21 protein-coding genes are annotated in these 22,689 nt (G+C 72.9%); 15 read left to right on the top strand and 6 right to left on the bottom strand.

Annotated features, from left to right (window positions below; all coding sequences use genetic code 11):
* The first annotated feature begins 71 nt into the window (after positions 1 to 71).
* From ribD to ABD361_RS07695, 10 genes are all read left to right on the top strand, one after another.
* Entirely contained in the window at positions 72 to 1,232 is a 1,161-nt protein-coding gene (gene ribD, locus ABD361_RS07740; protein WP_344434075.1) for a bifunctional diaminohydroxyphosphoribosylaminopyrimidine deaminase/5-amino-6-(5-phosphoribosylamino)uracil reductase RibD, read from the top strand.
* Position 1,233: 1 nt separating this feature from the next.
* A complete protein-coding gene (locus ABD361_RS07735) occupies positions 1,234 to 1,845 on the top strand; it encodes a riboflavin synthase (protein ID WP_344434074.1) in 612 nt (203 codons plus the stop codon).
* Positions 1,842 to 2,492, top strand: a complete 651-nt coding sequence (locus tag ABD361_RS07730; protein ID WP_344434073.1) for a nicotinamide mononucleotide transporter family protein — start codon at positions 1,842 to 1,844, stop codon at positions 2,490 to 2,492. Before ABD361_RS07735 ends, ABD361_RS07730 begins: the two co-directional genes overlap by 4 nt.
* Positions 2,489 to 3,769, top strand: coding sequence for a bifunctional 3,4-dihydroxy-2-butanone-4-phosphate synthase/GTP cyclohydrolase II (locus ABD361_RS07725; protein WP_344434071.1), 1,281 nt, complete (start codon positions 2,489 to 2,491; stop codon positions 3,767 to 3,769). The genes ABD361_RS07730 and ABD361_RS07725 overlap by 4 nt, the downstream gene beginning before the upstream one ends.
* A gap of 58 nt (positions 3,770 to 3,827) precedes the next feature.
* On the top strand, positions 3,828 to 4,313 hold the full coding sequence (gene ribH, locus ABD361_RS07720) for a 6,7-dimethyl-8-ribityllumazine synthase (RefSeq protein ID WP_344434070.1): 486 nt from the start codon (positions 3,828 to 3,830) through the stop codon (positions 4,311 to 4,313).
* A 33-nt stretch (positions 4,314 to 4,346) separates the two neighbouring features.
* The gene (locus ABD361_RS07715; RefSeq protein WP_109278790.1) at positions 4,347 to 4,616 is read left to right on the top strand and encodes a phosphoribosyl-ATP diphosphatase; all 270 of its coding nucleotides are present in this window, start codon (positions 4,347 to 4,349) and stop codon (positions 4,614 to 4,616) included.
* 69 nt (positions 4,617 to 4,685) lie between these two features.
* A complete protein-coding gene (hisG, locus tag ABD361_RS07710) occupies positions 4,686 to 5,534 on the top strand; it encodes an ATP phosphoribosyltransferase (RefSeq protein WP_344434068.1) in 849 nt (282 codons plus the stop codon).
* Between the two features lie 32 nt (positions 5,535 to 5,566).
* Positions 5,567 to 6,031 (top strand): PH domain-containing protein, encoded by a 465-nt coding sequence (locus ABD361_RS07705; protein WP_344434067.1) that lies wholly within the window; start codon positions 5,567 to 5,569, stop codon positions 6,029 to 6,031.
* Positions 6,032 to 6,190: 159 nt separating this feature from the next.
* Positions 6,191 to 7,528, top strand: coding sequence for a hemolysin family protein (locus ABD361_RS07700; RefSeq protein WP_344434066.1), 1,338 nt, complete (start codon positions 6,191 to 6,193; stop codon positions 7,526 to 7,528).
* Complete coding sequence (locus ABD361_RS07695; protein ID WP_344434065.1) at positions 7,525 to 8,628, top strand: hemolysin family protein; 1,104 nt, start codon at positions 7,525 to 7,527, stop codon at positions 8,626 to 8,628. The genes ABD361_RS07700 and ABD361_RS07695 overlap by 4 nt, the downstream gene beginning before the upstream one ends.
* 202 nt (positions 8,629 to 8,830) lie before the next feature.
* Here the strand turns inward: ABD361_RS07695 and ABD361_RS07690 are convergent, their stop codons facing one another.
* Positions 8,831 to 10,732, bottom strand: coding sequence for an AAA family ATPase (locus tag ABD361_RS07690; RefSeq protein WP_344434064.1), 1,902 nt, complete (start codon positions 10,730 to 10,732; stop codon positions 8,831 to 8,833).
* A gap of 522 nt (positions 10,733 to 11,254) precedes the next feature.
* A complete protein-coding gene (locus ABD361_RS07685; protein WP_344434063.1) occupies positions 11,255 to 11,878 on the bottom strand; it encodes a uridine kinase family protein in 624 nt (207 codons plus the stop codon).
* Between the two features lie 164 nt (positions 11,879 to 12,042).
* On the opposite strand from ABD361_RS07685, the gene ABD361_RS07680 reads away from it, so the two are divergent.
* Positions 12,043 to 13,398, top strand: coding sequence for a C39 family peptidase (locus ABD361_RS07680; protein ID WP_344434061.1), 1,356 nt, complete (start codon positions 12,043 to 12,045; stop codon positions 13,396 to 13,398).
* Between the two features lie 618 nt (positions 13,399 to 14,016).
* On the top strand, positions 14,017 to 16,197 hold the full coding sequence (locus ABD361_RS07675) for a putative bifunctional diguanylate cyclase/phosphodiesterase (RefSeq protein WP_344434060.1): 2,181 nt from the start codon (positions 14,017 to 14,019) through the stop codon (positions 16,195 to 16,197).
* 8 nt (positions 16,198 to 16,205) lie between these two features.
* Here ABD361_RS07675 and ABD361_RS07670 read toward each other — a convergent pair whose 3' ends face one another.
* The 3 genes from ABD361_RS07670 to ABD361_RS07660 all read right to left on the bottom strand — a co-directional run bounded on the left by ABD361_RS07670 (position 16,206) and on the right by ABD361_RS07660 (position 18,092).
* Entirely contained in the window at positions 16,206 to 16,628 is a 423-nt protein-coding gene (locus tag ABD361_RS07670) for a DUF779 domain-containing protein (protein WP_344434059.1), read from the bottom strand.
* 77 nt (positions 16,629 to 16,705) lie between these two features.
* Positions 16,706 to 17,467: a class F sortase gene (locus tag ABD361_RS07665; RefSeq protein ID WP_344434058.1), complete on the bottom strand. Its 762-nt coding sequence runs from the start codon at positions 17,465 to 17,467 to the stop codon at positions 16,706 to 16,708.
* A 19-nt stretch (positions 17,468 to 17,486) separates the two neighbouring features.
* The gene (locus tag ABD361_RS07660; protein WP_344434057.1) at positions 17,487 to 18,092 is read right to left on the bottom strand and encodes a hypothetical protein; all 606 of its coding nucleotides are present in this window, start codon (positions 18,090 to 18,092) and stop codon (positions 17,487 to 17,489) included.
* 440 nt (positions 18,093 to 18,532) lie between these two features.
* Here ABD361_RS07660 and ABD361_RS07655 point away from each other — a divergent pair, with 440 nt between their 5' ends.
* Both ABD361_RS07655 and ABD361_RS07650 read left to right on the top strand, forming a co-directional pair.
* Complete coding sequence (locus ABD361_RS07655) at positions 18,533 to 18,916, top strand: VOC family protein (protein ID WP_425583180.1); 384 nt, start codon at positions 18,533 to 18,535, stop codon at positions 18,914 to 18,916.
* Positions 18,917 to 19,477: 561 nt separating this feature from the next.
* Complete coding sequence (locus ABD361_RS07650; protein WP_344434055.1) at positions 19,478 to 20,509, top strand: ParB and winged helix-turn-helix domain-containing protein; 1,032 nt, start codon at positions 19,478 to 19,480, stop codon at positions 20,507 to 20,509.
* 65 nt (positions 20,510 to 20,574) lie between these two features.
* On the opposite strand, the gene ABD361_RS07645 is transcribed toward ABD361_RS07650, so the two are convergent.
* A complete protein-coding gene (locus tag ABD361_RS07645) occupies positions 20,575 to 21,375 on the bottom strand; it encodes an alpha/beta fold hydrolase (protein WP_344434279.1) in 801 nt (266 codons plus the stop codon).
* 106 nt (positions 21,376 to 21,481) lie between these two features.
* On the opposite strand from ABD361_RS07645, the gene ABD361_RS07640 reads away from it, so the two are divergent.
* The gene (locus ABD361_RS07640; RefSeq protein WP_344434053.1) at positions 21,482 to 22,636 is read left to right on the top strand and encodes a cytochrome P450; all 1,155 of its coding nucleotides are present in this window, start codon (positions 21,482 to 21,484) and stop codon (positions 22,634 to 22,636) included.
* Positions 22,637 to 22,689: the final 53 nt, after the last annotated feature.

Below are 22,689 nucleotides of genomic sequence, written 5' to 3'. Positions count from 1 at the left end.
GCGTACCCGCTTCTTCGTCGTCCCGTACGACAGCCCCGGAGTCCGTTGCCCGACGAGGCAGGAGGACCCCGGTGGCCACCGCTACCGAAGCCGAGGCGATGCGGCGCGCCATCGCGCTCGCCTCCCGCGCCCTCGGTTCCACCAGCCCCAACCCCGTCGTCGGCTGCGTCGTCCTCGACGCCCAGGGCCGCACGGCTGGCGAGGGCTGGCACCGGCGGGCCGGCGGCCCGCACGCCGAGGTGGCCGCCCTGCGCGCCGCCGCCGAGGCCGGCCACGACGTCCGCGGCGGCACCGCCGTCGTCACCCTGGAGCCCTGCAACCACACCGGCCGCACCGGCCCCTGCGCCCAGGCTCTCGTCGACGCCGGCATCGCCCGCGTCGTCTACGCCGTCGCCGACCCGAACCCCACCGCCTCCGGCGGCGCCGCCACCCTGGCCGCCGCCGGCGTGCGCACCGAGGGCGGGCTGCTCGCCGACGAGGCCGCCGCCGGCAACGCCGCCTGGCTCACCTCCGTCCTGCACGGCCGCCCCTTCGTCACCTGGAAGTACGCCGCCACCCTCGACGGGCGCAGCGCCGCCGCCGACGGCACCAGCCGCTGGATCACCTCGGCCGCCTCCCGCGCCGACGTGCACCGGCTGCGCGCCGAGGCCGACGCCGTCGTCGTCGGTTCCGGCACGCTGCGCGCCGACGACCCGCACCTGGCCGTGCGCGGCGGCGTCCTCGACGAGCGCGAGGTCACCCAGCCGCTGCGGGTCGTCGTCACCACCGACGCCGCCGTCGCCCCCGGCGCCCGCGTGCTGGACGACGCCGCCCCCACCCTCATCGCCGTGGCCGAGGACGCCGACGCCCGGCACCTGGCCCCGGCCGGCACCGTCCGCCTGCCGCGCGCCGCCGACGGCACCGGGCTGGACGTCCGCGCCCTGCTCGCCGCCCTGCACGCCCGCGGCGTGTGCTCGGTCCTGCTGGAGGGCGGCCCGACGCTCGCCGGCGCCTTCCTGGCCGCCGGCGCCGTCGACCGCGTCGTCGGCTACCTCGCCCCCGCCCTGCTCGGCGCCGGACCGGCCGCCCTCGGCCACGCCGGCATCGGCACCGTCGCCGAGACCCTGCGGCTCGACGTCACCGACGTCACCCGGCTCGGCCCCGACCTGCGCATCACCGCCACGCCCCGCACCACCACCGCCACACCCGCACCCGCATTCGCTCCCACCGCCACCGCCACCGAGGAGATCTGACGTGTTCACCGGAATCGTCGAGGAACTGGGCGAGGTCGTCGCCGTCGAGAAGCTGGGCGACTCCTCCCGGTTCCGCCTGCGCGGCCCGCTCGTCACCGACGGCGCCGCGCACGGCGACTCGATCGCCGTCAACGGCGTGTGCCTGACCGTCGTCGAGAGCGCCGACGGCGAGTTCACCGCCGACGTCATGGCCGAGACCCTGACCCGCTCCAGCCTCGGCGCCCTCGTCCCCGGCTCCCGCGTCAACCTGGAGCGGCCCATGGCGCTCGGCGGACGCCTCGGCGGCCACCTCGTCCAGGGCCACGTCGACGGCACCGGCACGATCACCGGGCGCGTGCCCGGCGAACACTGGGAGATCGTGCGGATCGCCCTGCCCACCGGCCTCGCGCGCTACGTCGTGGAGAAGGGCTCCATCACCGTCGACGGCGTGAGCCTGACCGTCGTCGAGGCCGGTGACGACTACTTCACCGTCAGCCTCATTCCCACCACCCTGCAGCTGACCACCCTCGGCATCAAGCAGCCCGGCGACCCCGTCAACCTTGAGGTCGACGTCCTCGCCAAGTACGTCGAGCGGCTGCTCGGCGGCCGCGGCACCGCGGAGGCGACGGCATGAGCGCCCTCGACTGGCTCAACGGCGAAGCTTTCGCGCTCTTCGGCCAGCACGTCATCTGGTCCGACATGATCGGCAACACCATCGGCCTCGCCGCCCTCGCCCTCGGCTGGCGGCGCTCCATATGGACCTGGCCCGCCCAGTTCCTCTCCGGCCTCATCCTCGTCGCCGCCTACGCCTCCGCCCACCTCAGCGGCGGCGTCGGCAAGCAGCTCCTGGTCATCGGCGTCGCCCTGTGGGGCTGGCGGCAGTGGACCCGCGGCAGGCAGCAGGCCCAGGACGGCAGCATCGCCGTGCGCTTCGCCACCTGGCGCGAGCGCGCCCTGCTGCTCGCCGGCACCGCCGTCGGTACCCTCGCCGTCGGCACCCTGTTCACCGCCGTGCCGGAGCTGTCCTGGAACCCCTGGCCGGACGCGTACATCTTCGTCGGCACCCTCGCCGCGATGGTCGCCCAGGCCCGCGGGCTCGTGGAGTTCTGGTTCGCCTGGCTCCTCGTCGACGTCGTCGGCGTCCCGCTCGCCTTCGACAGCGGCCTCGCCTTCTCCGGCCTCGTCTACATCGTCTACTTCGCCCTCGTCCTGTGGGGCCTGCGCGACTGGTGGCTGCGCTCGCGGATCACCGGCACGGTTACGGAAGGAGCAGCGGCATGACCGCCCTGCAGAGCTGGTACGCGAGCGACGAGATCGTCCTCGACCCCGTCGAGCGCGCCATCGCCGACATCGCCGCCGGCCGGCCCGTCGTGGTCGTCGACGACGCCGACCGCGAGAACGAGGGCGACCTCGTCGTGGCCGCCGAGAAGGTCACCACCGAGATCGTCGCCTTCATGATGAGCGAGTGCCGCGGGCTGATCTGCGTGCCCCTGGAGGAGCAGGACGTCGACCGGCTCGACCTGCCGCAGATGGTCGAGCGCAACACCGAGTCCATGCGCACCGCCTTCACCGTCTCGGTCGACGCCACCCGCGCCCACGGCACCGACACCGGTATCTCCGCCGCCGACCGCGCCACCACCATCCGCCTGCTGGCCGACCCCGCCGCCATCCCCGGCGACTTCGTCCGCCCCGGCCACGTCTTCCCGCTGCGCGCCAAGCCCGGCGGCGTGCTGGCCCGCAACGGCCACACCGAGGCCGGCGTCGACCTCGCCCGCCTTGCCGGGCTGCGGCCGGCCGCCGCCATCGTGGAGATCGCCGGCGAGGACGGCGCCATGCTCCGCCTGCCCGAGCTGGTGCCCTTCGCCCGCAAGCACGGGCTGTCGATCATCTCCATCGAGGACCTGATCGCCCACCGCCGCGCCGCCGAGCCCACCGTCCGGCGCGAGGCCGTCACCTCCCTGCCCACCGCCCACGGCGAGTTCCGGGCGTACGGCTACCGCTCCACCCTGGACGGCGTCGAGCACATCGCGCTGGTCGCCGGCGACCTCGGCGACGGCGAGGACGTCCTGGTGCGGGTGCACTCCGAGTGCCTGACCGGCGACGTCTTCGGCTCGCTGCGCTGCGACTGCGGCCCCCAGCTGCAGGCCTCCCTCGAACGGATCGCCACCGACGGCCGCGGCGTCGTGCTGTACCTGCGCGGCCACGAGGGCCGCGGCATCGGCCTGCTGCCCAAGCTGCGCGCCTACCAGCTCCAGGAGGACGGCCGCGACACCCTCGACGCCAACCTCGAACTGGGCCTGCCCGCCGACGCCCGCGACTACGCCGCCGGCGCCCGCATCCTCACCGACCTCGGGGTGCGCACCCTGCGGCTGATGACCAACAACCCCGACAAGACCGCGGCCCTGGTCCGGCACGGGCTGAAGGTCACCGGCCGCGAGCCCATGCCCGTCCAGGCCGGCGAGCACAACCTGCGCTACCTGCGCACCAAGCGCGACCGCATGGGCCACGACCTGCCCTGGCTGGACGGCGGGCCCGTCTCCGCCTGCGGCAACCAGTAAGCAATCGGCACCACGAGACACCAGCACCACGAGACACCACAGGGAAAGAGGGAAGAACGTGAGCGGTAAGGGCGCCCCCCAGCTGAGCGTGCGCAACTGCCAGGACCTGCGCGTCGCGGTCGTCGCGGCCCAGTGGCACGAGAAGGTCATGGACGGCCTCGTCGACGGTGCCCTGCGGGCCCTGCACGAGCTCGGCATCGACGAGCCGACGCTGCTGCGCGTCCCCGGCAGCTGGGAGCTGCCCGTCGCGGCCAAGGTCCTCGCCGGCCGCGGCTACGACGCGGTCGTCGCGCTGGGCGTCGTCATCCGCGGCGGCACGCCCCACTTCGACTACGTGTGCCAGGGCGTCACCCAGGGCCTGACGCAGGTCTCCGTCGACACCGGCGTCCCCGTCGGCTTCGGCGTGCTCACCTGCGACACCGACGAGCAGGCCCTGGACCGGGCGGGCCTGGAGGGCTCGAGCGAGGACAAGGGCCACGAGGCGGTCACCGCGGCCGTCGCCACGGCCGTCACGCTGCGCTCGGTGGCCGAGCCCTGGCACTGATGCGGGGCGGGGGCGGCGTAGGGTAGGACCACCATGTCCAAGAAGACGTTCGAGGAGCTCTTCGCCGAGCTCCAGCAGAAGGCCACCGGCGACCCCGCCACCTCCCGCACCGCCGAGCTGGTGGGCAAGGGCGTGCACGCCATCGGCAAGAAGGTCGTCGAGGAGGCCGCCGAGGTCTGGATGGCCGCCGAGTACGAGGGCGCCGAGGCCACGGCCGAGGAGATCTCCCAGCTGCTGTACCACCTTCAGGTGATGATGGTGGCCCGGGGCATCTCCCTGGACGACGTATACGCTCATCTCTGATCCCCTGGATCACAGCGAACCCCAGCGAATCCCCCTCTTTTCCGTTTCTCGCACGAAGGACACCCCCTCATGCTGCGCATCGCCGTTCCCAACAAGGGTTCTCTCTCCGAGCCTGCGTCGGCGATGCTCCATGAGGCCGGCTACCGCCAGCGCAAGGACCGCAGGGAGCTGGTCCTCGTCGACGCCGCCAACGACGTCGAGTTCTTCTTCCTGCGCCCGCGCGACATCGCGGTCTACGTCGGCTCCGGCAAGCTCGACATCGGCATCACCGGCCGCGACCTGCTGCTGGACTCCGGCTCCCGGGCCGAGGAGATCATGCAGCTCGGCTTCGCCGGCTCCACCTTCCGCTACGCCACCCGGCCCGGCACGGCCAAGGACGTCGGCGACTTCGGCGGCATGACGATCGCCACGTCCTTCTCCGGCCTGGTCACCAAGCACCTGGCCGACAACGGCGTCGACGCCTCCGTCGTCCACCTCGACGGCGCCGTCGAGACCGCGATCCAGCTCGGCGTCGCCGAGATCATCGCCGACGTCGTCGAGACCGGCACCACCCTGCGCAACGCCGGCCTGGAGATCATCGGCGAGCCGATCCTGCACTCCGAGGCCGTCGTCATCCGCCGCACCGGCGCCCCCGCCGACGACCCCAAGGTGCAGCAGTTCCTGCGCCGCATGCAGGGCGTCCTGGTGGCCCGCCGCTACGTGATGATGGACTACGACATCCGCGTCGAGCACGTCGAGCGCGCCGTCGCCCTCACCCCCGGCCTGGAGTCGCCCACCGTCTCCCCGCTGCACCACGAGGGCTGGGTCGCCGTCCGCTCGATGGTCCCCGCCACCGACGCCCAGCGCATCATGGACGAGCTCTACGACCTGGGCGCCCGTGCCATCCTCACCACCGGCATCCACGCCTGCCGCCTCTGACGGACCGCCCGCGCCCGAGGAAGACCACCGAAGTGACCACCCCCGCACCGGCTGCCGGCCTGCCCGCCCTGCCCGTCACCTTCCGCCCCACCCGCACCCGCGTCGTCCTGCTCGGCACCGGCTTCGCGCTGCTCGGGGTGCTCACGGTGATGTCGTTCATGCTGCAGACGCTCACCACGGGGGACCGCATCACCTTCATCTGCACCGGGCTCCTCGGGCTGGCGGTCCTCGCCCTGCTCAGCCGCCCCAAGGTCGTGGCCACCGAGGACGGCGTCACCGTCACCAACCTCACCACGACCCGGCACCTGGCCTGGGCCCAGATCGTCCGCGTGAACCTGCGCTCCGGCGACTCCTGGGTCCACCTCGACCTCTCCGACGGCACCAGCCTGCCCGCCATGGGCATCCAGACCGGCATCGCCAAGCAGCAGGCCATCGCCGACGCCCGGGCCCTTCGCTCCCTGGTCGACGCCCACGGCACGGGCCGCTCCGAGACCTGAAACCGTGTCGCCCACGGTTCCTTGATTACTCTGGTGCCACGGGCACACACGTGCCCCGCCCCGCACCCCGGGGCACCTGCGAACCGAGGAGTGACGTACTCCGGCAATGGACGGATCGTCCTGTAGTACCTGCGCCGCCCCCCACAGCGAGGCGGCGTCATGAGCATCACCGTGTCCCTGCTGCTGCTCGCGGCGGCCCTGCTCCTCATCCTGGCGAACGGCTTCTTCGTCGCCGCCGAGTTCGGCCTGGTGACCGTCGAGAAGCCCGAGGCCGAACGGGCCGCGGCCGACGGCGACGCGCGCGCCCGCACCGTCGTCGCCTCCCTGCGCGAGCTGTCCTTCCAGCTCTCCGGCACCCAACTGGGCATCACCATCACCTCCTTGGTGGTCGGCATGCTCGCCGAGCCCGCGCTCGGCCGGCTGCTCACCGGACCGCTGGCCGCCCTCGGCGTACCGGCCGGCGCCGCACCCGGCACCGCCGTCGTCGCCGGCATGCTGCTGGCCTCGGCCGTGCAGATGGTGATCGGCGAGCTCGTGCCCAAGAACTGGGCCGTCTCCCGGCCCCTGCAGGTCGCCCGGTTCGTGGCCGGCCCGCAGACCCTCTTCTCGCACCTCTTCCGACCCGTGATCACCCTGCTCAACACGGTCGCCAACCGGCTCGTACGGGCCCTGGGCGTCGAGCCCGCCGAGGAGCTGGCCTCCGCCCGCACCCCCGGCGAACTGGTCTCCCTGGCCCGGCACTCCGCCCGGGCCGGCGCCCTGGAGCAGGACACCGCCGACCTGTTCGTGCGCACCCTCTCCCTCGGCGGCCTGACCGCCCAGCACGTGATGACCCCACGGGTGAAGGTCAGCGCCCTGCAGTCCACCGCGACCGCCGAGGACGTCCTGAACCTCACCCGCGCCACCGGCCTGTCCCGCTTCCCCGTCTACCGCGAACGCCTCGACGAGGTCGTCGGCATGGTCCACCTCAAGGACGCCCTCGCCGTCCCCGGCCCCGAACGGCTGCGCACCACCGTCGGCCGCATCGCCGTCGCCCCCCTGCTCGTCCCCGGCTCCCTGCCCGTGCAGCCCCTGCTGGAGCGGCTGCGCAGCGAACAGCCCATAGCCGTGGTCGTCGACGAGTACGGCGGCACGGCCGGCGTCGTCACCCTCGAGGACATCGTCGAGGAACTCGTCGGCGAGGTCCGCGACGAGCACGACGCCGCCGACGCCGGCCGCCCCGACCTCACGCCGGTGCCCTGCGAGGACGGCCGCCAGGCCTGGGACGCCGACGGCGGCAGCCGCCTCGATGCGCTGCGCCGCATCGGCCTCGAAGCCCCCGACGGCCCCTACGAGACCGTCGCCGGGCTCGTCGCCGACCTGCTCGGCCGCATCCCCGTCCCCGGCGACCGCGCGGAGCTGCCCGGCTGGCGGCTGACCGTACGCCGCGTCGGCCACCACCGCGCCGAACGCGTACGGCTCGTGCGCACCGAGACCGCGGCGGCGGTGCAGCGATGAACCTGCTGCAACTCCTCTTCGCCCTCCTGCTGGTCCTCGCCAACGGCTTCTTCGTCGGCGCCGAGTTCGCCCTCGTCTCCGTGCGCCGCAGCCAGATCGAGCCCAGGGCCGCGGCCGGCTCCGGTCGCGCCCGCACGGTCCTGACCGGCCTGGAGAACCTGCCGCAGATGATGGCGGCCGCCCAGTTCGGCATCACCATGTGCTCGCTGACCCTCGGCGCCGTCGCCGAACCCACCGTCGCCCGCGTCCTGGAACCCGCCTTCCACGCGATCCGGCTGCCCGACGGGCTCGTCCATCCCCTCGGCTACGTCATCGCCCTCGCCCTCGTGGTCTTCCTCCACCTGGTCATCGGCGAGATGGTGCCCAAGAACCTCGCCATGTCGGCCCCCGACCGGGCCGCCCTGTGGCTCGGCCCCGGACTGGTCACCTTCGCCCGGCTGTGCCGGCCCGTCACCCGCCTGCTCGGCGCCTGCGCCCACGCGGTGCTGCGCCTCTTCCGCGTCGAACCCAAGGACGAGGTCGAGGCCGTCTTCACCAGCGAGCAGCTCAACCGGCTCGTCGAGGACTCCCTGCAGGCCGGCCTCCTCGAACCCGAACAGCAGGAACGCCTGGAGGACGCGCTCGGGCTCGGCAGCCGGCGCGTCACCGAGGTCCTGCTGGACCCTGCCTCCCTCGTGACCGTCGACCCCTCGGTCACCCCCCGGCAGGTCGAGGAGCTCACGGTACGCACCGGCTACTCCCGCTTCCCCATATGCGCCGCACCCGGCGGCGCCGTGATGGGCTACCTCCACGTCAAGGACGTCCTGGACCTGGAGGACCGGGAACGGGCCGTGCCGCAGCACGTGTGGCGGCGCGTCGAGACGCTGCGCGCCGAACTGCCGCTCGACGACGCGCTGACCGTGATGCGGCGGGCGGCGGCGCACCTGGCCGCTGTCGCGGACGCGTCGGGCAGGATCCTGGGGCTCGTCGCCCTGGAGGACGTCCTGGAGATGCTGGTCGGCGAGGTCCGCGACCCGGCGCACCGCGACGTCCCGGCGGAGCCGGTGGCTTTCCCCAGCCCCGCCCTCTCCCCGTCTCCCAGCGGGGCTGCCGCCCCCTAGGCCGTGCCCGGCGGGTCGTGCAGCGCCCCGTAAGGGGCGCGGGGAACTGCGCGATCGGCCACCGACGGCCCGCAGACGACGCGCCGGGGGCGAAGCCCGGAACCCCGCCTGCGGGCACGTGGTGGCCGATCGCGCAGTTCCCCGCGCCCCTACGGGGCGCCGTGGTACCGCGTGACGAAGGGGCACAAGCCGCCCGCAGGGCCTACGGCGCCGGGTCCTGCGGGTCGTCCGCCGCGCCGCGGCGCCTCGTGGTCCAGCCCGGCCCCGAGAGCACCTCGCCGTACGCCTGCATCAGATCCGCCAGCCGCAGCGTCGCGAGATCCTCCCGCGTCGGCGTCCCCCCGTACCCGGACAGCCGCAGGTCCCGGTACGCGCAGCTCTTCTCGTACAGCGTCCGCAGGAAGCGTCCGTTGCCGAGCTCGTCGATCCAGCCCTGCTCGACCACGTGCGCGCTGATGCTGCGCAGTTCCTCGCGGGCCTCCTCGTCCCAGCAGTCGCCGTTCTCGTCGGCGAGGACTTCGCCGATGCTGGTGAGTTCGGCGGGGCGGTAGCTGGGGAAGTCGACGCGGGTGGTGAAGCGGGAGGACAGGCCGGGGTTGGCGGCCAGGAGGCGGTCCATGCCCTCGGGGTAGCCGGCGAGGATGACGACGAGGCGGTCGCGGTTGTCCTCGGCGCGTTTGAGCAGGACCTGCAGGGCCTCGTCGCCGTACGCGTCGCCCTTGCTGTAGCCGGAGTTGGACAGGCTGTAGGCCTCGTCGACGAAGAGCACGCCGCCGAGGGCGGAGTCGATGAGGTCGTTGGCCTTGACGGCGGTCTGCCCGAGGAACTCCCCGACCAGGTCGGCGCGCTGGGCCTCGACGAGGTGGTCGCCGCCGAGCAGGCCGAGGGCGTAGAAGACGCGGCCCAGGATGCGGGCGACGGTGGTCTTGCCGGTGCCTGAGGGGCCGGAGAAGACGAAGTGGCGTTTGGGGGGCTGGACGGGCAGGCCCTGGCCGGCCCGCAGCCGGGCCATGTGCAGCTGGGCGGACAGGGCGCGCACCTGTCGTTTGACGGGTTCGAGGCCGACCATGCGCTCCAGTTCGGCCAGGGCCCGGGCCAGCAGCACCGGGTCCGGGCGGCCGGGCAGCGCGTGGGGGCCGGCCTGGGCGGGGACGCGGAACTTCTCGCGGATGCCGTCGGCCTCGACGGGCGCGCTGCCGGCGGGCTCGGGACCGCTGTCGGTGAGCAGGTCGAGGGTGTCGACGGGCTGGATCTCCGGCTCGCCGCCGCCCTCCGGGCCGTCCGCGGGTCCGCCGCCGACGGGGACGGCGGCCAGGTCGATGGGGTCCTCGCCGCCGAGGGTGTCGCCGTCGGCGATGGTGGTGAGCCGGGCGGAGGTGTCCATGAAGGAGGGGTCCACACGGTGGACGGCCCGGTACAGCGGCAGGGCGGCGGCGCTGCGCCCGGTGCCCTCGTGGGCGCGGGCGAGCCAGTAGCGCAGCTCCTTGCGCTGCGGCTGCTCGCTGCGGCAGCGCATGAGGGCGGCGGACAGCAGGGGTTCGGCCTGGCCGTACATCTCCAGGCGCACCCGGGCCATGCCGCCGAACAGGCCGGCCTCGATGCCCAGCAGCGGGTCGTCCAGCAGCGGGTCGGTGTGCCGGACGAGCTGTTCCCAGTCCTTGACGAGGTAGGCGCGGCAGGCGTGCAGGAAGCGCACCTGGGGGTCGGTCTCCGCCGGCGGGCAGCCGGCCAGGGCCCGGTCGAGCTCGGGGACGTGGCGCCCGTCGAGCCAGTGGGAGGCGTGGGCGAGCAGCAGGTCCCGGTGGCTTTCGAGGACCGGCTGGACCCACCAGCCCAGCCAGTACCAGGAGTTGAGCGGGCGTCGGTGCCGGGAGCGCTGCTCGCCGAACCGGTCGCGGTGGCGGTACATGCGCAGCAGTGCGGTGGTGGTCTCCGCGCGCAGCGCGTGCAGTCCGAGCCAGGCGTCGGCCATGCCCGGGTCGATGCGGACGGCGGTGCGGAACTCCTTCTCCGCCTCCGTGTAGGCGCCCATGGTGTAGGCCTCGACGGCGCGCAGCCAGGCGAGGTCGGCCGGGGCGGGCGGGCCCTGCATGCCGAGATCCATCACGTCCCCCACAAACCTGCCCCCGTAGCGTCCCGTGCCGCCGGGCGAGTGCCTTGGCGCGCCTTGTTACGAACCGCTGTGCTGTGGACGGGAGTTGACCAGCAGTGCCGGCGCCTCCGCCGAGGTGCCCGGGGGCAGTCCGCCGGTGGGGTGCGCCGCCTCGCATCGTACCTGCGCGCTCGGGGTCGGCCGAAGGGTGCGGGGGCGCAGTTCGCGGCGTGGTCGTGCACCGGGGGCGGTCGGGAAAGCGACCCGCAGAGCGATCACTGAGGGTGATGCGGGGGCGCGGTGCGCGCGGACAAAGGCGGCGAATCACCGGCCCGGGGGCAGTACGAAGCCCCCGATCACGGGGGAACAACCGGGGGCTTCGCGACTGCAAGCGGCCTTGGGCGGCCGCACATTGAGAACGTAAGTCCTGTACGCCCCCCGGGTCAAGCGCAGTTGGGCCACTCGGTGTGATCGTTCGCGGACCAGGCCGGGACCCGACGGCCGCTCCTCACGCAGGGTGAGCGGGAGCCTTCGTCAGTCGGTTTTCCGGGGCATCTCCAGCAACTCGTACCCCTCCTTGCGCTGCAGTACCAGGAGTTCGGCAAAGGGGCGGGTGGGGTCGGTCAGGAAATGCGCCTCCTCCGCACGCTTCCAGCCGTCCCAGAATTCGGTCAGCCCCGGACCGTCGCGGAGTTGACCCCTGGCCCAGGAGTCCTCATGAGGCAACTCCATCCACAACAGGCACGCCAGGTACGGGCGTACGTCCCGGCGGCCCGCCCCGACGCCCTCCACCAGCACCACCGGGGCGGCCGGCAGCTCCCGCTCGGGCCCGAAGCGCCGGGCCACCCAGTCGTAGGGCCGGTAGCGGCCGCTCTCGCCCCGCAGGAACGGCTCCAGCACCCCCGTGCGCAGCCGCCCGGTCCACTCGAAGAGCTCCTCGTGGGTGGCCAGGTCGTCCAGGTGCAGCACCGGTGCCCCGCCCAGGGCCCTGGCCAGGCGCCCGGCGAAGGTGGTCTTGCCCGAGCCCGCGTGCCCGTCCACGGCGACCAGCCGCACCGGGCCGGCGGAGGGCGGCAGCGCCGCGAGGTGCCGGGCGAGGTCCTCGACGCCGGCCGGGTGCCGCGCCGGGTCCGTGGCCCGTCCGTTTCGTTCGTTCACCGCACCACCCTAGGTCGTGCCCTTCGGGCGGACCGGGCGGCTTCGAGGGCGCGCCGCGCGGGAATCAGTGGACCGGGCCGCCCGAACGGCGATAGTGGTCCGGCCCGGCCCCGGGCCGGTCCCGTCCGTACGCCCGTCCACCCGTCGACTGGGGGAGCACCGTCATGTCCAGCAGACCCACTCCGCGCCGCACCGTGCTCGCCGCCCTCGCCGTCGCCGCGGCCGCGGCGCCGCTGTCCGCGGCGGCGTCCGCGGTCGCGGCCACCGCCGACCCGGCCGGCTGCGTCGACCACCGCTCCTGGACGACCTTCCCGCAGTGGGCCGGCGGCAAGGGCGCCGGCACCCGTGTCCTGGGCGGCGAGCGCCCGGGGCTGGTGCTGGAGCGGCCGCTCGGCACCCTGGAGTACGCCGACCCGCACACCGGCACCTCGGCGCGCTGGGAGTACGCCAGCTGGAGCTCGCCGGTCCACGTGCCGGCCGCGCCGGCCACCGAGATCGTCGTCTCCTGGAACGCCCGTACCCCCGCCGGCACCTGGCTGCAGGTGGAGCTGCGCGCGGCCTACCCCGACGGCACGCACAGCCCCTGGTACGTCATGGGCCGCTGGACCTCCGGCGACGGCCCCGGCGACATCCGGCGCACCTCGCTCGACGGCCAGGGCGACGGCAGGAGCGCGGTGGCCACCGACACCCTGGCCGTCTCCGACAAGGCGAGCGGGGTGCGCCTGGTCTCGTACGAGGTGCGGCTCACCCTCCTGCGGCGCCCGGGCACCGCGCTGACCCCCGTCGTGTGGCGACTGGGGGCGATGGCCTCGGACATCCCCGACCGGTTCACCGTGCCGGCCTCCCGGCCGGGGGAGGGCGCTGGCCACCGGCTGCGGCTGCCGCGCTACTCGCAGGAGATCCACAAGGGGCAGTACCCCCAGTACGACAACGGGGGCGAGGCCTGGTGCAGCCCGACCTCCTCGCAGATGGTCATCGAGTACTGGGGCCGCAGGCCCTCCCGCGAGGACCTCGCCTGGGTCGACCCCTCCTACGCCGACCCCCAGGTCTGCCACGCCGCCCGCCACACCTACGACCACCAGTACCGGGGCTGCGGCAACTGGCCGTTCAACGCCGCCTACGCCGCCACCTACCCCGACCTGCAGTCCGTGGTCACCCGGCTGCGCTCGCTGGCCGACGCCGAGCGGCTGATCCGGGCCGGGATCCCGCTCATCACCTCGCAGTCGTTCCTCGCCTCCGAGCTCGACGGCGCCGGGTACGGCACGGCCGGGCACCTGATGTGCATCGCGGGCTTCACCGAGGACGGCGACGTGATCGCCCACGATCCGGCCAGCCCCTCGGACGCCGCGGTCGAGCGGGTCTACCGGCGCCGGCAGTTCGAGAACATCTGGCTGCGCACCCTGCGCCGCAACGCACAGGGCCAGGTCAGGAGCGGCTCCGGAGGCGTGTGCTACCTCTACTTCCCCGTGCGCCCCACGGCCCGTCAGACCAGGGCGCTGGCCTCGGTCGGGGTGCGCTGAGACACCGGTCGCGGGGCGGCGCCCGGCGCTCCGCCCCGCCACGGGACCCCCACAGTTCCGTACATACTTCCTCCATGTGATCATTTGCTGTGCGATCAAGGAGTGGTCACCGCTCGATCACCGAAGCGTCTCGAAGAGGCCCCGAAAGGCCGCGAGGGGCGCCGGGAGAGACGGACATCACGCGATCGGATGGTTTCGGATCGGCAGGACGGGTCGGACCGGGCAAGGTGGAGGCGCGGACGGGTGGCTGAATGCGGATGAGCGTTTTCCGCTTGCTGTTCCCTTCGAACGAACGATCAGTAGCCTCTGCTCAGCACTCCCATCCGCACCAACCCCCTCGTGACCGAGCTGGAGACACAGTCTGATGGAGCGTCCCGTCCGGGCCCCTCAGGGCATCGACCTGTCGCGCGACCTCGACCGCGCGGTTTGTTCTGCGCCGCTGACGACCCCTCAACAGGACGCCCGGACCGCCCGGCGCTCCACCACGCCGGACGGAAATCCCGTACGGTCGGGGGAGCCGGGGGTGGGGTGGCGGCCGTGACCCGAGCGTTCGGTGGCAGAATGCTGCCCGTGAAGCAAACCGTCGCCCCGGTTTCGTACGCAGCCATGGATTCGGCCATGGGAACCACCACCCGTGCCGCCGTCCGCGACGACCGGCTGCAGCGGTTCGCCGCGATCTGGAGCCGGGCGGTCCACCCCACCGTGACGGCCGCCGTCTCCCGCGCCGAGTTCGAGCGCTCCCTCGTGCCGCTGGCCGGCGTCCTGCGCGACGCCCTGCACGCCCGCCCCTTCGACCCCCGCCCCGCCCACGACGTCGGCGCCGCCCTCGTGGGCGCCCACTGCACCGACCCCGCAGCCCTGCCCCTGATCCTCGGCGTCATCGACGCCTACCTCGTGCTCTACCTGCCGCCCGAGCAGCCCATGCCCGCCGAGGAGAGCCGCGCCCGCTGCTCCCGCCTCCAGCACGCCGTCGCCGCCGGCTTCGCCCGCGCCCTCGGCGAGCGCACCCGTGCCGAGCAGCAGGCCCTCACCGGCGCCGCCCGCGCCGCCCAGGCCGAGGCCGAACGCGCCCTGCACGCCAGCGAGACCGGCTTCCGCGCCGTCTTCGAGAAGTCCCCCGTCGGCGTGGGCATCGCCGACACCGAGGGCCGCATCCTGGACGTCAACGAGGCGCTGGTGCGCATGTTCGGCAGCCCCGAGGGCACCCGCGCCACCGGACGCAACGCCGGCGAGTTCGTCCACCCCGAGGACGCACCCGAGTTCTGGACCCTCTACCGCGAACTCGTGCGCGGCGACCGCGACCACTACCGCATCGAGAAGCCCTACTACCGCAGCGACGGCACCGTCCTGTGGACCGAGATGTCCGTCACCCTGCTGCGGGACGCCGCCGGTCAGCCGCAGTACCAGCTCGCCATCATGGAGGACATCACCGAGCGCCGCCGCCTGCACGAGCGCCTGCGCTACCAGGCCACCCACGACCCCCTGACCGAACTGCCCAACCGCACCCTGTTCTTCGAGCGCCTCGACGGCGCCCTGCGGCCCCCGCCGGAGGCCGGCACCCCCGGCCGGTTCGGCCTGTGCTACCTCGACCTCGACGGCTTCAAAGCCGTCAACGACAGCCTCGGCCACACGGTCGGGGACCGCCTGCTCGTCGCCGTCGCCGACCGGCTGCGCGCCTGCGCCGCCTCCCCCCGCGAACTCGTCGCCCGGCTCGGCGGCGACGAATTCGTCGCCCTCGTCCACGACCCGGCCCCCGGCGAGGCCCCGGCCCTGGCCCGGCGCATGCTCACGGCCCTCGCCGACCCCGTCCGCCTCGACGACCGCGACCTGTCGGTGCGCGCGAGCATAGGCGTCGTCGAGGGCGCCGCCGGCGAGCTCGAAGCGGCGGAGGTGCTGCGCAGCGCGGACATCACCATGTACCGGGCCAAGGCGGCCGGCGGCAACCGCTACGAGCTGGCCGACGCCGACTCCGACGCCCGCGTCATCGTCCGGCACGGCCTGACCACCCGGCTGCCCGCCGCCCTCGACAACGGCGAGTTCTTCATCGAGTACCAGCCGCTCGTCCGGCTCGACGACGGCACCGTACGCGGCGCCGAGGCACTCGTGCGCTGGCTGCACCCCGTCCACGGGGTCCTCGGCCCCGACCGCTTCATACCCCTGGCCGAGAGCACCGGGCTCATCGTCCCGCTCGGCCGCTGGGTGCTGGAACAGGCCGTCCGCCAGGCCCGCGCCTGGCACGCCGCCGACCACCCCTTCCGCGTCAACGTCAACCTCTCGCCGTCCCAGCTGCGCCACCCCGCCCTCGTCGCCGACACCGTCGCCGTCCTGGCTGGAGCCGGCCTCGACCCCTCCGCCCTGTGCCTGGAGGTCACCGAGAACGCCCTCATCGGCGCCGACGAGGCGGAACTGCGCCCGCTGCGCCAACTCGCCGACCTCGGCGTCGACATCGCCCTCGACGACTTCGGCACCGGCTACTCCAACCTCTCCTACCTGCGCCGGCTGCCGGTCAGCACGCTCAAGCTCGACCGCTCCTTCACCCGCGGCATGCAGTGCGCCCCCGCCGACCCCGTCGACGTCAAGATCGTGGAAGGCATCGTCTCCCTCGCCCACACGCTCGACCTGTCGGTCACGGTCGAGGGCGTGGAGACCGGCACCCAGGCCGACCACCTGCGGTTACTCGGCTGCGACACGGCCCAGGGCTGGTACTACGCCCGCCCGGGCCCGCCCGACCGGCTGCACGCCCTCTCGCTGGCCGACGCCGCCACCTGCCCGGCCGGCGCCCCGCCGGCCGCCTCCTGACGGGCACGTCAGCCGGCCCCTTCGTCCAGCCTGTCCAGCACGCGCGCCTCGGCGTCCGTGAGCAACCGCGAACGGATCAGGAAGCGCACGCCCTCGGGCGCCTCCAGCGAGAAGCCTCTGCCGCGACCGGGCACCACATCCACCGTCAGGTGGGTGTGGCGCCACAGCTCGAACTGCTCGGCCGCCATCCAGAAGCCGACGCGCTCGGGCACCCCTTCGACGGCCAGCTCCGCCAGCAGCACGTCCGAGCCGCCGGTGCGGAACTCCCCGAGCGGATAGCACATGGGCGAACTGCCGTCGCAGCAGCCGCCGGACTGGTGGAACATGAGCGGCCCGTGCCGCTCCCGCAGCCGGCGGACCAGCCGGGCGGCGGCGGGCGTCAGGGCGATGCGGGAGACGGCGGGAACCCGCCGGCCCGAGTGGGGGTCCATCGGCTCACCCTCCTCGACGTACCGAGAGGGGACAGCCTGCCCGGGAGAGCAACTGATCGCCAGGTCACGGGCGTTCGTCAGGCACGGGTCCGGGCAAGTGCCCGGGCCTGCGTCTGGCCCTCGTCCTCCTCGCCCTCCTCGGCGGGGGCGGCCGGCGACGGCTTGGGGGCGGCGGCGGTGTGGCCGACCCCGGTGAGATAGGCCGAGACCACGACGTTGGCGGTGTATTCGTGCTTGGTGCGGTTGTAGTCGCCACCGCACGTGATCAGGCGCAGTTCGGCGCGCTCGGGGTCCTTGGGGGCGTACACCTTCTCGTCGTCCCAGTGGTCCTTGTCGACGACCGTGACGTCCTCGACCGTGAACTCGGCGACGCTGCCGTCCTTGCGGGTGACCGTGATCTTCACGCCGCGCTTGATGGTGCTCAGTTCGTAGAAGACGGCCGGCGACTGCTGGGTGTCCACGTGCCCCACGAGGACGGCGGCACCCGTGCTGCCGGGGGCGGGCCCGTCCTGGTACCAGGAGACGGCGTTGGGCCTGCTGTACGGCGGAGTCTCGACGCCGCCGCGGGGATCGAGGCCGTGGGCCTCGATCGGGGCCTCCAGCCCCATGGCCTTGATGGCGAGCCCCTGGGGGCCTGCCCCCGGCAACGGATCGATCGCCGGGGGCAGGTCGCGCGCATGGCTACGGCGTGGTGCGGCCGTGGCACCGGTCTGCGGAGCCGAGGTCGTCGACTCGTCGACCGAGTGGTGACCGCACAGCCACAGGGCGAGCAGCAAGGCCGCCCAGGCCGTTCCCGTCAGCAGGCGGCGATTCCTGCCGCCCGTGCGCGCTGGTGACATGACGCAGGTCAGCCTCCTGTTACCGCTTCGCCGCGTTCACGCGACGGCGGTACCAGATCAGGCCACCGGCCATGCCCACCGTGGCGCCCGCCAGGGCGAGTGCCGGGGTGCTCACGGGCGAGGACTCCTCGGCCGCGACGGTCGCCGTGGCACCGCCACCCGCGTGGTTGCGACCGTGCGGACGGCCGTGGTCGTGGTCGCGCCCGTGGTCGTGGTCCCGGCCGTGTTCGCGCCCGTGCTCGTGGTCGCGACCGTGGTCGTGGTCACGTCCGTGCTCGTGGTCGCGACCGTGCTCGTGGTCGCGCCCGTGGTCGTGGTCCCGGCCGTGGTCACGCCCGTGGTCGTCGCGGTCGTGGTCACGTCCGTGGTCACGCCCGTGGTCGTCCCAGTCGCGGTCACGCCCGTGCTCGCGGCCGTGGTCGTCGTCGCAGTCCCGGTCACGGTCGTGGCGGCCGTGGTCGTGGTCGTCGTCGCAGTCCCAGTCGGAGTGACCGGCCACGAGACGGCTCTCGACCTGACCGGCCTTCACGGCGGCCGAGCTGTCGAGGGCGAATGCGGCGGCGGGTGCGGCGACGACGGCGGCTGCCGTCAGAGCGCCGCAGAGAGCGGTACGAATTGACTTCATTGGGTGTACCTCCTTCGAATCCGAGATTCACCCGGCAATTCGGACGGAGCATCTGCACGGTAGCCGTATTGCTCCATTCGGTAGTGGATCAGGTCCGGACGGGGGAGGCCGACCCGGGTTTTCCGGGGGAAAACCGGGTCCGTCCGGCGTGGCTCGCCCGCTGTCCGCCGCTCGCCGCTGTAAAGGGGGTGGCACGCCGTCCCTGGTCGGCATCAGGTCGTTGACCTGCAACGATGCATCGACCTAGACTGATTGCCATGACTGCCGGGTCGGCCTTGGGCCGCGAGCGAAAGAGTTGCCCGGCCTCCGAGTGAGGACGGGGCGGGCCAGGAGCCCGCCGCAGCCGGACGCAGTGCTCCGGCGCTTTTCACCACCGCCTCCGGGGCCCTTCCGCACCCTTTTTCCGTCCTCACCTCCTGACGTTCATGACGAGGAACCCCATGGCAGTCCAGCTCAACCACACCGTCGTCCACGCCACCGACAAGCGCGCCTCGGCCGACTTCCTCGCCGGCATCCTCGGTCTCCGGGCCGGCGCCCCCTTCGGACCGTTCGTCCCGGTCGACCTGAGCAACGACGTCACGCTCGACTTCTACGAGAACACCGAACTGACGCTGACCCCCAGCCACTTCGCCTTCCTCGTGCCCGAGGAGGACTTCGACGGCATGATCGACCGTCTCGAGGCCGCCGGAGTGACCTACTACGCCGACCCCCACCACGGCCAACCGGGCAGGGTCAACACCCTCTTCGGCGGCAGGGGCGCGTACTTCGCCGACCCCGACGGCCACAACATGGAGATCATGACCCGCCCCTACGTCAGGCCGTAGGTCCGCCCCGCTGTCTGTCGATCCATCGGTATGACGCCATGACGTCATGAAGATTTGTCGCCTTTTCTGATTCCTGGCCCCCGGCCCGCTACGAGCGAACCGTGACACGCGCAAGGCGTGAACCGGACAGCTGCACCGCAGTGTTCGGGCATGCAGCGGCAGTGCTTTGGGCGAGTTCGGCAGGCTTGACACGCGGGCGGGGCCAGCGATCAGAATGTTGCAGTTCTTGATTCGTTCCGTTCTTGATTCGTTCTGTTCGTTTTGGGTCGAGCAAGTGGATCCGGCGGAGTCGGCCGTCGAACGCGGCCTGCCGGTCGGGGGGATACGTGTACAGAACCGACACATCCTGCACTTGTCCCGTACCCGACCGATGAGTGGCCTCCCCGAAGACGGGCGACATTCCCCGCCGTCGGGAACGGCCGCTTTCTCTTTTTGCACGGCAGATCCTGGCGCGACAGCGCCTGCCAAGACGCGATCACCGCATTTTTCTGACTGCAGAAGTGGACAGACCTCCGGCCTTTCCGCCGGGGACGACAGACATGCAGCCGAGAGGGTCGATCGATGATCAAGAACCTGGAGATGGGACGAAGCCTGCGCCCCGAAGGGCCCACCGGCTCCGAGCAGCGCCCCCTGACGCACAGCGCACACCTGGTGGAACGGGTGCCGGTCGACGCCCTGAAGCTCGCGGACTCCCCGCGCACGGCCGGGGAGGACGCCGAACACGTCCGCACGCTGGCCGAGATGGACGTCGACCTGCCACCCCTGGTGGTGCACCGCTCCACCCTCAACGTCATCGACGGCGCCCACCGGCTGCGCGCCGCCGTGCTGCGCGGCGACGACTTCGTCGACGTGTGCTTCTTCGAGGGCAGTACGGCCGACGCCTTCGTCCTGGCCGTCGAGTTGAACGGCACCCACGGGCTGCCCCTGTCACTGGCCGACCGGAAGGCGGCCGCCGAGCGGATCATCGCCTCGCACGGACAGTGGTCCGACCGCCGCATCGCCAAGGTGGTGGGCCTGGCCGCCAACACCGTCGGCGCCATACGCCGGTGTTCAACTGCTCATGACGAGCAGTTGAACACCACCGTCGGCCAGGACGGCCGCATCAGGCCCCGCAACTCCGCCGAGGGCCGCCGCCGGGCCGAGGCCTACCTCAAGGAACACCCCGGGGCGTCCCTGCGGGAGATCGCCAAGGCCGCCGGCATCTCACCGGGCACCGCGGGCGACGTACGCCGGCGGATCCACCGCACCGGAGCGCACGACGGGCCGCCGCCGGACGCCTTACCCACGGCGCAGGCCGCGCCCGGCAAAGCCGCGCCACTGCGCCGTACCGGCCACCGCGCCCCCAAGAGGATCAGCGCCGACGTCCTCACCAGCCTCACCAAGGACCCCTCCCTGCGCTTCACCGCCGCCGGGAAGATCCTGCTGCGCTCGCTGCGGATCTGTGCCGTCGACGCCGAGCAGTGGGCGCGCATCGTCGACGCCGTGCCGACCCACCGGCAGGAGACCATCGCCTCGCTCGCCCGCGAATGCGCCGTGATGTGGCAGAACCTCGCCGACCGGCTCGCCGAGCGCGTCGGCGCCACGGCCCCCTGAAGAGTCCCCGCGAAAGGCCCCCGCGAAAAACCCCCGTGAAAGGTCCCCGGGTGGCCCCGAAAGGATCAGGCCGCCTTCAGGAAAGCGGTCGCGTCGCGGAAGAAATCGGCCCTGGAGACGACGGAGTGACCCGCCCTTTGATACTCGATCCCCTTGGCCCCCGGAATCGCATCGGCGGTCTGCCGGAACATTTCCACGGGCCACAGATGATCGCGTGCCCCCCACACCACCAGCACGGGCACCGCGATCCGGTGCAGGCGGTCGTGGACGTCGAAGGCGTCCTCGGCCAGCAGCATCGCCTTCATGTCCGAGTGGTCCGCCGGCGGCCCGTCGAATCGGCCCGCGATCCACAGCGGAACGACGAGGAGCGCGCGCAGCAGCGGGTCGCGGGTGATGGCCGGGGCCGCCCGGTGCATGGCCGACCTGCCGCGCTCCGCCGCCGCGAGCATGTCGCGGTGGAACCGTCGCCCGACCGGCCCCAGCGCATGGGCGGCGCCCGCCAGCACCAGCCGGCTGATCACCCCCGTCGGATGGTCGACCGCCAGCTGCAACGCGACGGAACCGCCCGTGCCGTGCGCCACGACGGGCACGGGCCGACCGAATTCCTCGCGCAGGGCGGCCGCGTGCTCGCCGGCTATCTCTCCCATGGTCGTACCCGGCACCATGCCCGGCCGCCGATTCGTCCAGAAAACCCGGTACCCGGCGGAGACGAAAGGCCTCACCAATCGTGCGGCGGCCGCCCGCCCGGCACCCGGACGCGGCACCGTGTGCGTCATCGTGAAATCCGAGAGGTACACCAGTGGCGTGCCCGTTCCGAACGCCAGGTAGGGAAGTCCGGTGCTGAAGAACCCCTGCTCCATCGGCATGTTCACGGACACACCCTCCATGGGCTGACAGCGGCGAGAAGGCTAGAGTGCATTTCGTTCCCGACAGAAAACTTAGCCACAGGTCACCTCTGGAAAGGAACCGGGAGTGCTGCACACCGACTTATTGGGGCCGCTGCCGGAGCTGTTGAACACGGGCGACACGGGCGACACGGCCGCGCCCACCCGGGTGCGCACCCCCACCGGTGACGACATGTGGCTGGTGAGCGACTACGCGCTGGCGCGCACCGTCCTCACCGATCCGCGATTCAGCCGGGCCGCGGCCGCCGCGCCGCACGCCCCCAGGCTCAACACGGCCAGCCCCTCCCCGTCCTCGATCATGAGCATGGACGGCCACGACCACGCCCGCCTGCGGCGCGTCACCGCCGCCGCCTTCACCACCGGCAGGGTCGCCCGCCTGGCACCCATGGTGCAGAAGGTGAGCGACGGCCTCCTGGCGGACATGGCCCGCCAGGGCCCGCCGGCCGACCTCGTCGCCGCCTTCGCCGCACCCCTGCCCGTCGCCGTGCTCGGCACCCTGCTGGGCGTCCCGCCGGCCGACCGGCCCGTCTTCGACGCCTCGGTGGAAGTCCTCTTCGACATCACCGCCAGCAGCGACGAGCACAAGGCCCGCCACCGCCTCCTGCTCGTCGACTACATGGCCGCCCTCATCGACCACAAGCGCAGCCGTACGGACGACGACCTGCTCACCGAGCTCATCCGCGCCCACGACGACGGCGTGCTCTCCCGGGCCGAACTCGTCAGCCTGGGCCTGGCCCTGCTCACGGCCGGATACGAGACGACCGTCGGCCAGATCGCGCTGGCCGCCCTCGCCGTCCTCCAGGGCGTCCTGCCCGCCTCCGCCCTCACCGACCCGGCCCTGGCCGAGGACACCGTCGAGGAACTCCTGCGCACCACCCCCTCGACCCCGCTCAGCTTCCCCCGCGTCGCCACCGAGGACGTCGAGCTGGCCGGCGTCGTCGTCCGCGCCGGCGAGGGCGTCGTCGTCTCCCTCCTGCACGGCAACCGCGACGCCACTGTCTTCGCCGAACCCGACGAGATCCGCCCCGGCAGAACCGCCCCCCACCTCGCCTTCGGCCACGGCATCCACCGCTGCCTGGGCGCCCCCCTGGCACGCCTGCAGATCCGCACCGCCCTCGCCGGGCTCTTCACGCGCTTCCCGGCCCTGGCCCCCGGCGAAGCCGTGGTGTGGAAGGACGGCCTCGTCACCCGCGGCCTGGCACGGCTCGTCGTCACCTGGTGACCACCGCACCGGTGGGACGCGCCCGGGCCCACCGCTCCCCACGCAGCAGTCGA

Origin of the sequence: Streptomyces luteosporeus (genome assembly GCF_039532865.1) — a bacterium.
GTDB classification, from domain to species: Bacteria; Actinomycetota; Actinomycetes; order Streptomycetales; family Streptomycetaceae; genus Streptomyces; species Streptomyces luteosporeus.
This window is presented reverse-complemented; position numbering and strand designations above follow the sequence as displayed.